The sequence below is a fragment of the Clostridium simiarum genome (assembly GCF_018919175.1).
GTDB classification, from domain to species: Bacteria; Bacillota; Clostridia; order Clostridiales; family Clostridiaceae; genus Clostridium_L; species Clostridium_L simiarum.
Genome location: NZ_JAHLQL010000006.1, coordinates 51,558 through 65,335 on the forward strand (window position 1 = coordinate 51,558; position 13,778 = coordinate 65,335).

General features: G+C 28.9%; 14 protein-coding genes and 1 pseudogene. All 15 read left to right on the top strand.

Annotated features, from left to right (window positions below):
* The first annotated feature begins 221 nt into the window (after positions 1-221).
* Positions 222-1,361 carry an iron-containing alcohol dehydrogenase gene (locus KQI89_RS14715; RefSeq protein WP_216457697.1) on the top strand — a complete coding sequence of 380 codons (1,140 nt, stop codon included), beginning with the start codon at positions 222-224 and terminating at the stop codon, positions 1,359-1,361.
* Positions 1,361-2,164 carry an HAD family hydrolase gene (locus KQI89_RS14720; RefSeq protein ID WP_216457698.1) on the top strand — a complete coding sequence of 268 codons (804 nt, stop codon included), beginning with the start codon at positions 1,361-1,363 and terminating at the stop codon, positions 2,162-2,164. The genes KQI89_RS14715 and KQI89_RS14720 overlap by 1 nt, the downstream gene beginning before the upstream one ends.
* Before the next feature lie 393 nt (positions 2,165-2,557).
* Positions 2,558-2,694: pseudogene (locus KQI89_RS17775) on the top strand (C45 family autoproteolytic acyltransferase/hydrolase); the annotation flags it as partial.
* 108 nt (positions 2,695-2,802) lie between these two features.
* Positions 2,803-3,657 (top strand): AAA family ATPase, encoded by an 855-nt coding sequence (locus tag KQI89_RS14725; protein ID WP_216457699.1) that lies wholly within the window; start codon positions 2,803-2,805, stop codon positions 3,655-3,657.
* Between the two features lie 261 nt (positions 3,658-3,918).
* On the top strand, positions 3,919-4,047 hold the full coding sequence (locus KQI89_RS17945) for a hypothetical protein (RefSeq protein WP_281418328.1): 129 nt from the start codon (positions 3,919-3,921) through the stop codon (positions 4,045-4,047).
* Positions 4,022-4,576 (top strand): GNAT family N-acetyltransferase, encoded by a 555-nt coding sequence (locus tag KQI89_RS14730; protein WP_216457700.1) that lies wholly within the window; start codon positions 4,022-4,024, stop codon positions 4,574-4,576. The genes KQI89_RS17945 and KQI89_RS14730 overlap by 26 nt, the downstream gene beginning before the upstream one ends.
* 254 nt (positions 4,577-4,830) lie before the next feature.
* Positions 4,831-6,309 (top strand): spore germination protein, encoded by a 1,479-nt coding sequence (locus tag KQI89_RS14735; protein WP_216457701.1) that lies wholly within the window; start codon positions 4,831-4,833, stop codon positions 6,307-6,309.
* A complete protein-coding gene (locus KQI89_RS14740; RefSeq protein ID WP_216457702.1) occupies positions 6,306-7,472 on the top strand; it encodes a Ger(x)C family spore germination protein in 1,167 nt (388 codons plus the stop codon). Before KQI89_RS14735 ends, KQI89_RS14740 begins: the two co-directional genes overlap by 4 nt.
* A gap of 4 nt (positions 7,473-7,476) precedes the next feature.
* Positions 7,477-7,671, top strand: a complete 195-nt coding sequence (locus tag KQI89_RS14745) for a hypothetical protein (RefSeq protein ID WP_216457703.1) — start codon at positions 7,477-7,479, stop codon at positions 7,669-7,671.
* Between the two features lie 17 nt (positions 7,672-7,688).
* A complete protein-coding gene (locus KQI89_RS14750; RefSeq protein ID WP_216457704.1) occupies positions 7,689-8,783 on the top strand; it encodes a GerAB/ArcD/ProY family transporter in 1,095 nt (364 codons plus the stop codon).
* Positions 8,784-9,331: 548 nt separating this feature from the next.
* Positions 9,332-9,655, top strand: a complete 324-nt coding sequence (locus KQI89_RS14755) for an ArsR/SmtB family transcription factor (protein ID WP_216457705.1) — start codon at positions 9,332-9,334, stop codon at positions 9,653-9,655.
* Between the two features lie 16 nt (positions 9,656-9,671).
* Positions 9,672-10,043 (top strand): arsenite efflux transporter metallochaperone ArsD, encoded by a 372-nt coding sequence (arsD, locus tag KQI89_RS14760; RefSeq protein ID WP_216457706.1) that lies wholly within the window; start codon positions 9,672-9,674, stop codon positions 10,041-10,043.
* A gap of 20 nt (positions 10,044-10,063) precedes the next feature.
* Positions 10,064-11,809: an arsenical pump-driving ATPase gene (gene arsA, locus KQI89_RS14765; protein WP_216457707.1), complete on the top strand. Its 1,746-nt coding sequence runs from the start codon at positions 10,064-10,066 to the stop codon at positions 11,807-11,809.
* 95 nt (positions 11,810-11,904) lie between these two features.
* The gene (locus KQI89_RS14770) at positions 11,905-12,321 is read left to right on the top strand and encodes an arsenate reductase ArsC (protein ID WP_216457708.1); all 417 of its coding nucleotides are present in this window, start codon (positions 11,905-11,907) and stop codon (positions 12,319-12,321) included.
* A gap of 42 nt (positions 12,322-12,363) precedes the next feature.
* The gene (gene arsB / locus KQI89_RS14775; RefSeq protein WP_216457709.1) at positions 12,364-13,419 is read left to right on the top strand and encodes an ACR3 family arsenite efflux transporter; all 1,056 of its coding nucleotides are present in this window, start codon (positions 12,364-12,366) and stop codon (positions 13,417-13,419) included.
* The last annotated feature ends 359 nt before the right edge of the window (positions 13,420-13,778 follow it).

The following is a 13,778-nucleotide window of genomic DNA, read 5'->3' on the forward strand; positions in this document are numbered from 1 at the left end:
ATGGCATTGTATACAGGTTAGAGCGTATGATTGTTACCACAATGATATGTGAAGATATAACGTTTATTTATAATAGAAAAATAATAAATAAAATGTAAAATTATAGACATATGTTTATAGATTGCCGTATGGATATGGATTTGAATTTATACTTTGGTAAGTAGAGGATAAGAGAATTTATCATTATACTTAAAATATAAATATTAAAGGGAGGATTTATTATGTTTAATTATTATCAACCAACCAAAATACATTTTGGTGCAAGTAGATTAAATGAACTAGGTGAGATTTGCAAGAAATATGGTAAAAGGTGTCTTTTGGTTACAACAGCGGATGCTCCACTACAAAGCCTATATAACAGAACAAAGAAGATTCTAGAAAGTGCTAATATTGAAGTTTTTCATTTTGATAAAGTAGAACCAAATCCAAAAGTAGAAATAGTACAAGAAGGATTCCATATGTTAAAAAAGAATCCAGTAGACTTTGTTCTAGCAGTTGGAGGTGGTAGCAGTATTGATACAGCAAAGGCTATTGCCTTTACAAATGGATTGGAAAAAATAGATTGGGAGGATATATTTAATAAATTTAGCTCTCCATTTGAAGATTATCCTTCTTACAGTAATACAATATTACCTTTAATTAGTGTTCCCACCACATCAGGAACAGGTTCACAAGTAACACAAGCTGCAGTAATAACAAAAGGGGATGAAAAAATAACATTTTTTCACCAGGACTTATTTTCAAAGGAATGTATTATAGATTCAGAATTAACTTTAACATTACCACCAAGAATCACTGCTTCAACAGGCTTCGATGCGTTTACTCATGCCTTTGAAAGCTTTATAAATAAGAGGGCTTCTTTATTTAGTTCAATGGATTCATTAAAAGCAATGGAATTAGTTATCGAAAACTTACCTAAAGTAATGAAGGATCCAAGTAACATAGAATACCGTGAAAAAATGTCTATGGCAGACACTTTAGCAGGAAGAGCTTTAGCAAATTCAGGTGCAGCTGTACCTCATCCATTATCAGAAATAATAGGAGGAATTTCTCATGTTTCTCATGGTGAAGCTTTAGCAGTGGTTTTTCCTCCTTATATAAAACAATCCTTTAAAGAAAATAAAGAAAAATTTAATAGGATAGCTCAGTTATTTAATCCAAATATAGAATTAGATAATGAGGATAATGTTCTTTATAACTACATATGTGAGTTGTTGGAAATTATTGGAATAAGAAAGAAGTTATCTGATCTAGGTGTTAAAGAAGAAGAATTTGAAAAGATATTAAAATCCCCCATTCTTAATCACTTACCATTTGGTTCAAGAGAATATTTAGAAGGAATATTAAAGGAAACATTTTAATGAAAGCTTTTTGTATTGATCTTGATGGAACATTATTAAGAAGTGATAAAACGGTAAGTGATGTTAACAAAGAATCCATTAGAAAAGCAATTAATAAAGGAAATAAAGTTTTTATAGTTACTGGAAGGCCCTATTGTTTTTCAAAATATTTAGCTAAAGAAATTCATAAAGATATAGAAGTTATATCCTTTAACGGAGCTTTCTATGATAAAGGAAAAGATATAATTATAAATTATATAAGTAACGAGGCGCTTATTGAAGCTATTGATATACTAAAGCATTCTAATTGTAAGAGCTTTTTCAAAGGGAAAAACTTATTTTATACAATAGAAGATTATGATGATAGATTTTTATATGACAATATTAATGATAAGGTTTCAGATGAACTAAAAGTAAAGTCATATACTAATTTATCCTGGGATGAAATAGCACATAATGCTAAAGATATTATTAAAATTTTAGTATATTCCTATGATAAAAAAGAAGTTGATAAGATTAGTATAAAACTACAAAACATAAAAGGATTAACTATTAGTAGTTATATGGATATAAGTATAGATATAACTAGTGAAGATATCCATAAAGGACGGGCTGTTAAAGATGTTATGAATTATTATGGAATAAATAAATCGGAAATAGTAGCCATAGGTGATTCTGAAAATGATATTCCTATGCTAAAAGAAGCTGGATATAGTATAGCTATGGGGAATGCAAAAGAAGAAATAAAAGAAATTTGTAATATGATAACATTGTCAAACGATGAAGATGGAGTATCCTATGCCATAGAAAGTATAATAAATTAAAAAGAATTGAAAGATCTACTTATAAATATAAAAGTAGGTCTTTCAAGTCTTTTCAAATTAAGAGAAAACATAAGACTAGTTATATAAAATACTATAAATTTTAAATAAATAGTAATTTTTTTCATATAAAAAGCAGTAAACTCCATTAAGAATTTACTGTTTGATAGTTTAATCGCATTAAAATTAAGAATGTGTAAATTATTTTATGTAAATCTTAAAAATTATATTAGCTAATCCGTTAAGTTGAGGAAATTCATATTATTTTTGTTGTATTAAGGAGATGACAGAAAATTCATATAATTCTTGACATAAAAATTTTATTAAAGTAGCCTTATATTATGAGTTAACCTTAGCTCTCAAATTTAAAATAGGAGAGTGAAATTATGTAACATTCAACATGACCGTAAACAAGGACTTGATACTGTTTGGTCATCATCTATGATTTAACAGATGGTACAATTTTTAGAGTAGAAGGAAATCCTTCACGAAAAGCATTCAAACAAGATAAAAGGTTTAGCCACGCAAAATGAGCATATTCTTTATTTGAAAATTTGAAATAAGAAGATCCAAATGAAGTATTATATAAGCTATAGATGATTATATAATTATTTTAAAGACAAAAGGTAAGGAAGATGATAATGGTTTATTTAAATGTTTTTACATTTCCAAATGATGATATGGAATTTGACTTTTTAATAGAGGAAAAAAGAACGTGCTATGACTCTTTTTATCCATTTAAGATATTATCGAGACATGGTTTTGAAAGAGTTGACTTTGAGCCAATTACGATTTTATATGGTGGAAATGGTTCGGGAAAATCAACGGCATTAAATGTGATAGCAGAAAAGGCAGGAATCAATCCAGATTCTATCTATAATAAATCTAATTTTTATTCAGATTATGTGAACATGTGTGAGATGCAGCTTGAAGATGGCATCCCTAAAAATAGCAGAATTATAACAAGTGATGATGTATTTGATTATATGTTGAATATCCGTAACCTTAACGAAGGAATTGACCAAAAGAGGGAAAAGCTTTTTGAAGAATATTTGGAGGCTAAATATTCCCATTTCCAAATGAAGTCTATAGCAGATTACGAGCAACTAAAAAAAGTAAATACTGCTAGAAGTAAAACGCAGTCACGGTTTATAAGAAATGAATTGATGGATAATGTGAGAGAATATTCAAATGGGGAAAGTGCATTCAAATATTTTATTGAAAAAATTAATGAAAACGGGCTATATATATTGGATGAACCTGAAAACAGTCTTTCTCCAAAACGTCAGATGGAATTAATGAAGTTTATTGAGGATTCGGCACGTTTTTTAGGCTGTCAGTTTATTATATCAACACATTCGCCATTTCTGCTTGCCATGGATGGAGCAAAAATATATGATCTTGATGAAGATCCAGTGGATGTTAAAAAGTGGACAGAATTAGAAAATGTACGCACATATTATGAATTTTTCAGAAGATATGAAAGTAAGTTTTGATGTTGTTCTTTTTTTGTACTTATGATTAGTAGGCGAGGTTAGAAAAAAAATTCCTGATATTACAAATGACCATAGGGAGCGAGAGAAACTAGTATAATCAAATATAATTATGATAACCGAATTTTTAAATAAAAAAATTGATTACTTATTATTATAAGAGGGATGTGTAAATATGAAGTCAGCTTTTTTAATTATTGACATACAAAAGGGAGGTTGTGAATGGAGTGTCACTACTTCAAAATGGTATTGCAGGTGTTGAATATGAAGAAGCAAAAAATGCAGATTATAAGACTAGTAGTTAGTATTGATGCATTGGAATATTTTTTAGAAAGTGCTGGTAAAAATTTGAGAAGGAGTAGAGATTTTGAGGGAACTTTTATTAAGGGGTAAAAGAATTTATTTAGAAACTCTTACAACTAAAGTTGATGCAAAAATGCTTCAAGAAAACATAAATGATATTGAACAAACAAAATATATGTATACAGTTCCATATCCATATACTTTGGAAGATGCAGAAAGTTATTTGAAATATTTAAATTCTATAAGTGATGATTCTTCAATTGAACTTGGAATCTTTGATAATTTTACAGAAGAATTTATAGGAGTTGTATCTTTAGAGAATATCAATCATAATTATGGAAATGGCGAAATTGGGTATTGGATAAGAAAAAGATTTTGGAAGAAGGGTTATGCTAAAGAAGCGACACAAATGCTTATTAAATATGCATTTCAAGAATTAAAGTTAATTAGAATATATGCAACTTTACAAAAGGAGAATACAGGATCTTTAGCTTTATTAACTAATTTAGGGTTTCAAGTAGAAGGGTTAATGCGAAAAAGTGTTAAAAATAAGGGAACCCTAGTTGATAGATATATTTGTTCATTGCTAATAGAAGATTATAAACCTCATTTGAAGTAGTTATGGAGAACCCTACCATAAATAAATGAGCTTTGTAGCCTTAAGAGTTGAAATAACATACTTAAGGCTATTTTTTCACGTAAAAATACCCTATCATAAGTAATAAAATATAATAAGTTTAGCAGTGGAGGATTCCAGAATAATTATATTAGTTAAAGTATAGAACTTGTATAGTTTAAATTAATTTGCGTAATACTATATAAAACACTCCATACATGTAAAAAAATATAAATGATATCAGGGATGGATATATTATGTTTAATTTAAACTCAGAGTTAGAAACAAATTTAAATCAGCTAAAAGCATTATTCCAAAAGGATGATATTGTTAAATTTAGAACTTTTAATAGTAAAGATTCTAAAATACGATGTGGTATTGTTTTTATAGATGGATTGACTGATAAAACCATTATAAATGAAAATGTAATAAAACCTATAGTAAATTCTAAAAATCATAATTCTCTAAAAAGTTGTGAATTATGTAGTTATATTGAGGAGAGCGTTGTTTTATGTGATGAAGTTGAAAAAACTAAAGATGTAAATGTAATAATTACTTCTATTATGTACGGTAAAACAGCTCTTTTTATAGATGGTGTTTTTGGAGCACTTATTTTAAACACTAAAGGAGCACCAACAAGAGCTATTAGTACTCCGCCATCTGAAAATGTAGTAAGAGGTTCCCGAGAAGGCTTTACAGAAAGTATTCTAGTAAATATAAATCTTATAAGAAAAAGGATTCAAGATCCAAATTTAAAGATTGAGTTTAATGAAATAGGGAGAAGAACTAAAACTAAAATTTGTATTGTTTATATTAAAGATATTGCACAGGATGAAATTGTTAATGAAGTAAAAAAGAGATTAGATAATATTGATATAGATGGAATTTTAGAATCAGGGTATATTGAAGAATTTATTAAAGATGAACCTCTATCTCCTTTTAAGACTATAGCCAATACCGAAAGACCTGATGTTGCAGCGGGTAAGCTCTTAGAAGGGCGAGTTGTAATTATCTGTGATGGTACTCCCTTTGTTTTATCCCTTCCATGTTTATTTATTGAATTATTTCAAGCAAGTGAAGACTACTATAATAATTATCTATTTTCTTCGTTTAATAGACTTTTAAGGATCATTTGCTTTTTTTTAACTACTAGTACACCTGCAATTTATGTTTCTGTTGTTGCATACCATCAAGAAATGATACCCACCAGCCTTTTTATGAGTATTGCCTCTTCAAGAGAAGGATTACCTTTTCCAACAATAGTTGAGGCTATTTTTATGCTTTTAACATTTGAAATATTGAGAGAAGCAGGAGTTAGACTTCCACAGCAAATAGGTCAGGCAATAAGCATAGTAGGTGCACTTGTACTTGGAGAAGCGGCTGTGTCAGCAAAATTTATAAGTGCACCAATGGTAATTGTAGTTGCATTAACAGGTGTATCAGGTTTTGCTGTTCCATCTATGTTGGAATCTGTAATAGTTTTGAGACTTCTTTTTTTAATTGCCTCCTTTATATTAGGATTATATGGTTATATTTTTGCTATAATTGGACTTTTTACTTACTTGATGTCAATGAAATCCTTCGGAGTAAACTATATGGAATATACGGATATAATAAGTAAAGAAAATATAAGAGATACAGCTATTAGAGTTCCACATTGGCTTATGAAATATAGACCTAAGTTTATTGTGAAAAACAGAATACGAATGCATCAGAAAAGAAGGGACTTACAATGAAGAAACATAAAAAAATATGCTTTTTTATATTGCTAACACTTCTTTTAAATATTACTGGATGTACTGTTTACACTGAAATAAATAATCTTCCATTAATATTAGGAGTCTCTATTGATAAAAAAAATAATGATAAATATATTTTAACCGTTGAGGTTTTTAAACCAGCAGTATCTTCAAAGGAAAAAAATACTGAAATAAATACTGAAATATTACAAGCAGAAGGACTAACTATTTTGGATGCAATTAGAAATTTAGTTATTAAACTTGGTAAAAGAGCATATTGGACTCATCTTAAAGTTTTTATTATTAGTAAAAATATTGCTGATGAAGGCATTTCTCCTATACTAGATATGTTCAATAGGAATGCTCATATAAGAAAGGAGTTTCCAGTACTTATAGCAAACGATGAAAATGCATACGATATATTTTATAAGGGAAAGGAAAAACTTAAAGAACCTGTATCAATTTTTCTTAATGATACCGTTAAAAGTGTTGATAAGGTTTCAAAATATGATTATGTTAAATTTTATGAACTTATAGATGATATAAGTAGTGAAGGACAAAATCTAGTTTTACCTTTAATTAATATGGACTCTATGGAAGATGAGAAAATTCCATTAGTTTACGGCCTTGCAGTATTTAAAAAAGATAAAATGGTGGGAATATTAGATTCAAATGAAAGTAAAACTTTAAGACTTATTAAAAATAAAGAAAAAGGCGGAGCATTGATTGTACAATGGTCTGAAAATAATGAACAGCAAAATGTAACTCTAGGAATTATAAAAAGTAAAACAAAGCTTCAATTATTATATGATGAAAAGAACCTTAACATAAATATTAAGACAACTAGTATAACAGAAATTGTAGAAATAATGAATTATAAAATAGATGTTTTAGAGGAGAATGGAAGAGAAAATCTCAAAAAGGAAGCTGAAAATAAAATTAAAAAAGATATTGAAACTCTCCTGTTTAAACTTCAACATGAGCTTGAATGTGATGCTATTGGTATTGGAAAAAATATTAAAGAAAAACATCCAAATGTATGGAAGAAATATGAAAATAATTGGTCTAATGCTTTTGTATCTATCCAATTCAACATAAGTGTTGATGTTGAGATTAAGGGAACTGCATCAATATCAGAACAACTTAAGGTGGAGGATTAAAGATATGCTATTTTTAGTGATTGTATTCTGTGTATTGTTAATAATTACTGAAATAATAACCTTGTATAAAACTCAAAAAAAACAAGAACTAAAGGTATACATTATACTAAGTATAATTTTATTAACGGTTTCTTTTTTAGAATATCTTCAGTTGGTTCCAAGACATCTTATAAAAGCTATATCAAAATTTTTTATATAAAATAAGTAAGGTGAGATATGAATGAAAAAATAACAGACAAACAAGGGATAAGTATTATATTTCTAGCGACACTGGGATCCACACTTGTTTTAGGAACAGCAAGGCCTGCGAGCAGAGATGCATGGATTTCTATTATTTTTGCAGTAATAATATCTTTAATTATGGGATTATGTTATGCAAGATTGTTTAGCAATTTTCATGGTAAAAATCTCTTTGAAATATGCCAAATTGTTTTTGGAAAAATATTAGGGAAGATATTTATTATACTATTTATTTGGTATTCTTTACTTATTAATGCTTTTATAATAAGAGATATTGGGGAGTTTATATACATAATTGGAGTAGTACGTATACGAGAAATATCTCAAGTTTTTACAATGACCATAACAATATTATTGTGTATATATATGACAAAGAAAAGTGTCTCTGTTTTGGGAAGATTCTGTGCTTTTTTTCTTCCTTTGGTAGTTTTTATGATAGTATTGGGCTATATTCTATCCTTAAATAATATGTCCCCTAAAAATTTACTTCCCGTTATGTATGATGGTATAAGGCCTATAATTGAGGGAACGTTATCTTCCATAAGCTTTCCTTTTACAGAAAGTATTGTTTTTATAATGATATTTGATTCACTAGAAAATAAATCTTCAATTGGGAAAGTTTTAACTAAAGGTGTGTTATTTGCAGGTATATTGCTTTTTATTATGGCTATATGTGATATTATGATTTTAGGAACTAATACTCTAATTACTTCTTATTTTCCTTCATATACAGCTTTAAAAAGAATTGAAGTAGGAAATTTTTTAGAAAGAATAGAAGTAACTATAATCTTAAGTTTTATATTCGGGGTTTTTGTTAAATCTACCTGTTATTTAATAGCCACCTGTAAAGGAATTGCTACTCTTTTTAATTTAAAAGACTATATTCTTATCTCTACTCCAGTAGGTTTATTAGTGGTTAGCATTTCATATCTCCTTTATGATAATATTAAAGAATTATTAGAAATGACACAATTTGATACTTATAATGGTATATTTTTTCAAATCATACTTTTCTTTATCTTATTTATAGGTGCAGAAATAAAAATTAGGAAGAGGAAAAGTATAAATTAGCTTAGCAATGCTTCTTCATTTATTGGTAATGCAACCACATGGGGAGAAGTGAAAATTAAGTTTGATGAATCACCTGGTAGGGTATCTGCATCTAAAAAGAGCGCCTTTCTGATTGGTAAAACAGTCAGCTAATTTAACCAGTGAGATTATGATCATAGGCTTTGTTAAAGTTAAAATAAATTTAATAAGAAAATTCAAGGATACTAAGATGAAAAAAATCTTGGTATCCTCTTTTATATGGCTCTGTTAGACTTAATTATTCATTTACATTATAAAAAAATGATTTGAAAAATCTTTACTACTATATGCATCCCTGGATGATGGATTTTCTGTGGCTACAATATTATATTAACAAGAAAATGAGGTAAATATAAAATATATTCACATTTAATATTTTACCTGCATAATATAGGGCTATATAGATAAGTATATATATTGCTTTATATATAAGTACTAAATTAATGTTAAAAAACATAGAAAGTATTGACATTATATAGCTGATTAACTATACTGAATATATAGATGATTATCTATATAGGAGGGATTAAATGAATTTAAATTATGATGATAATGCAAAAATTATTAAGGCACTATCAGATAGTAATAGATTAAAAATAATTGATATATTGTCCTGTGGAGAAAGGTGCGCTTGTGATATATTAGAACACTTTGAATTTACTCAGCCAACACTTTCCCACCATATGAAGGTTTTAATGGACTGTGGACTTGTAGAATCTAGAAAGGAAGGATTATGGAGTTATTATTCCCTTAATAATTCTAACTGCAACAAGCTTATTTTATTTCTTATGAATCTTATGACAGATACAGATGATTGTATCTGTAAAGATAAACATAAATGTGAATGTAAATAAAAAGGAGTGAATGAATATGAAAAAAATGATAATTTTTGATCCAGCTATGTGTTGTTCAACAGGAGTTTGTGGACCCTCTGTGGACCGTGAACTGTTAAGAGTTTCTACAGTAATAAATAATCTAAAGAATAATGGGATACTAGTTGAAAGACATAACTTAACTAGTAACCCACAAATATTTGTTGACAACAAGGAAATAAACAAGATATTAAATGAAGGGGGAGTAGAGGTACTTCCAGTTACAATGGTTGATGGGGTTATTGTAAAAACAAAAGCCTATCCAACTAATAAAGAGTTTTGTGAAATTTTAGGTATAGCAGAAGAAGATTTAAAAGCTAATATAAAAAAACCATCTAGTAGTTGTGGATGTAAAGGTGGATGTTGTTAAAACAGAAAAGAGGGATATTAATGTTTAAAAAATTCATTTTAGAAGATTTAAACTTAACAAAATACTTATTTTTCACTGGAAAAGGTGGAGTTGGTAAGACTTCAACAGCCTGTGCTGTAGCAGTAACTCTAGCTGATATGGGTAAAAAGATTATGCTTATTAGCACAGATCCAGCTTCAAATCTTCAGGATGTTTTTAATACAGAATTAAATAATAAGGGAGTTTCTATAAAAGAAGTTCCTAATTTAGTGGTGGCAAACTTTGAGCCAGAAAAAGCTGCTGCTGAATATAGGGAAAGTGTAATAGCTCCTTACCGTGGAAAACTACCAGAAGTAGTTCTGAAAAACATGGAGGAACAGCTTTCAGGGTCATGCACTGTGGAAATTGCTGCATTTAATGAATTCTCCACATTTATAACTGATAAAAAAGCAGCAGAGGAGTATGATCATATTATATTTGATACAGCACCAACAGGACATACGCTACGAATGTTACAGCTCCCATCAGCCTGGAGTAATTTTATTAGTGAAAGTACACATGGGGCTTCATGTTTAGGACAGCTTTCAGGACTTGAAAGCAAAAAAGAAATTTATAAAAGTGCAGTAAGTACTTTAGCTGATAAAGAAAAAACTACGCTTATACTAGTATCACGCCCAGAAGTATCACCTTTAAAAGAAGCTGAAAGAGCTTCTAAGGAACTTCAAGATATAGGAGTAAATAATCAAGTTTTAGTTATTAACGGTGTACTCCAAGAACATGAAGATGATCTTTCTAAGGCTATTTATATTAAGCAACAAAAAGCATTAAAGGATATACCAGAATCACTCAAAACTTTTGAGACTTTTGAAATTCCATTAAGACCTTATAATGTAACAGGCATTGAAAATGTAAGAGCACTTTTAAGGGATAACAATATTAAATATAACAATGAAACATTAAATATTAATAGTATACCTAAACTAAATAATGTAATAGAAGATTTATATAATACTGATAAAAAAGTAATATTTACAATGGGTAAAGGTGGGGTAGGTAAAACTACAATAGCTGCTGCAATAGCAGTAGCATTGGCTAAAAAAGGGAAGAAAGTCCATTTAACAACTACTGACCCAGCAGCCCATTTAAAGTTTGTATTAGATGAAGATTATGGAATTACTTTAAGCCATATAGATGAAAAAGAAGAACTTGAAAAATACAAAGAAGAGGTATTAAGTAAAGCAAGGAAAACAATGAGTGAAGATGATATTGCTTATGTTGAAGAAGATTTAAGATCACCTTGTACTCAAGAAATTGCAGTATTCAGAGCCTTTGCGGAAATAGTTGAAAGATCAGAGCATGAGGTTGTAGTCATTGATACAGCGCCAACAGGCCATACCTTACTGCTTTTAGATTCCACTCAAAGTTATCATAAAGAAATTCAGCGTTCACAAGGAGATATTCCAGAATCAGTTAAGAAGCTTTTACCTAAGCTTAGGAATGAAGAGGACACAGAAGTCATTATTGTAACATTAGCTGAAACAACTCCAGTTTATGAGGCTATGAGGCTTCAGGAAGATTTGAATAGAGCTGATATTCACAGTAAATGGTGGGTTATCAATTCAAGTTTTTATGCAGCAAATACAACTAATGATATTTTAAAAGTAAAAGCAAGCAATGAAGTACAGTGGATTAATAAGGTAAATGAAATATCCAAAGGTAATTTTGCAGTTATAGAGTGGATGGCTGAAGAAGTTAAGGGTGAAAACCTTGGCCATTTAATAAACTAGGTATAATTCCACTACAAAGTCACAACATAAATTTTGTAGTGGAATTTTATAGATACACTTACTTATATAAAAGTAATTATAGGGAGGATAGTTTTATGAAACCAAAGGTAGCATTTATATGTGTTCATAATTCTTGTAGATCTCAAATGGCAGAAGCATTAGGAAGATTATTTGCATCTGATGTTTTTGATTCATATTCCGCTGGAACAGAAACTAAACCACAAATAAATCAAGATGCAGTAAGAATTATAAAAGATATGTATGAAGTGGACATGAATGAAGAGCATACATCTAAATTATTAACGGATATACCAGAAGTTGATATTGTTGTAAAAATGGGGTGTAATGTTGTTTGCCCTTTTTTACCTGCTAAGCATACAGAAGATTGGGGATTAGAAGATCCTACTGGTAAAGGTTATGAAGAGTTTATTAAAATAGCAAAGACTATTGAAGAAAAAATTAAGGACTTATCAAAAAGAATTAAAAACAATGAAATTAATTTAAAGGAATAATTTATATTATAAACTATGAATTTTTATAAAGGAGGATTAATTATGCCTTTAAAAAGTAAAAAAGAAAAGAAAGGCCTTGGAATATTTGAAAGGTATCTTACTATATGGGTAGCACTTTGTATTGTAGTAGGAATACTTATAGGCCAATTTATGCCTATTATACCTGAAACCTTGAATAAATTTGAATACTATAATGTTTCAATACCAGTTGCTATCTTAATTTGGCTTATGATATATCCAATGATGTTAAAAATTGATTTTAATAGCATAGTAGGCGTAACTAAAAAACCTAAAGGGTTAATAGTTACCTGTGTTACTAATTGGCTTATAAAACCATTTACAATGTATCTTATAGCAGCATTTTTCTTAAAAGTTGTATTTAAAGGATTTATTCCAGCAAACCTTGCTACGGAATATTTAGCAGGTGCAGTACTATTAGGGGCAGCACCATGTACAGCAATGGTATTTGTATGGAGCTATCTTACTAAAGGAGATCCAGCATATACCTTAGTTCAAGTAGCGGTAAATGACCTGATTATATTAATAGCTTTTACACCTATTGTGGCATTTTTACTAGGGGTAAGTGATGTTGCAGTTCCTTACGGAACATTAATTTTATCAACTATATTATTTGTAGTCATACCTCTTACAGCAGGGTATTTAACAAGAAAATCTGTTATAAAAAATAAAGGCATAGAATATTTTAATGATGTGTTTTTAAAGAAATTTGATAATGTAACTATTATAGGATTACTTTTAACTTTAGTTATTATTTTTTCATTCCAAGGAGAAATCATATTAAATAATCCACTTCATATTTTATTAATTGCAGTACCACTCACAATTCAAACCTTTTTAATATTCAGTATTGCTTATGGATGGTCAAAACTATGGAAATTACCTCATAATATTGCTGCACCAGCAGGTATGATTGGAGCCAGTAATTTCTTTGAACTAGCAGTTGCAGTTGCAATATCCTTATTTGGATTAAAGTCAGGAGCAGCACTTGCTACTGTAGTTGGTGTTTTGACAGAAGTACCTATAATGCTAACCCTTGTTAAGATTGCAAATAATACAAGAGGCTGGTTTAAAGAGTAATATTATCATAATGAGGTATTTGTCATAGAAAAACTTAAATAATTTCGCACCATCCTAATTTTAGGTGGTGCATTTTTCTTTTAAGGTTGTAGTTAAGAATATATGTAGCATTATAATTTATATACTAAAGTTATTTATAATTATTAATAATATAATGCAATTTATTAGTTTATACTTTATCATGTATATATAGAAGGGATTCAAAAATAGATGAATTAATATAATGTAGAGATTTTTGTATGTGTTTATAAAGTTAGTTTCTGGGAAGACTTATGAAAAGGGCATATTAAGTGGATTTGGTTAAATGCATACTCTCTTACTTTAGCTGATATGGACCACTTAAACTTAGTAAATGATTT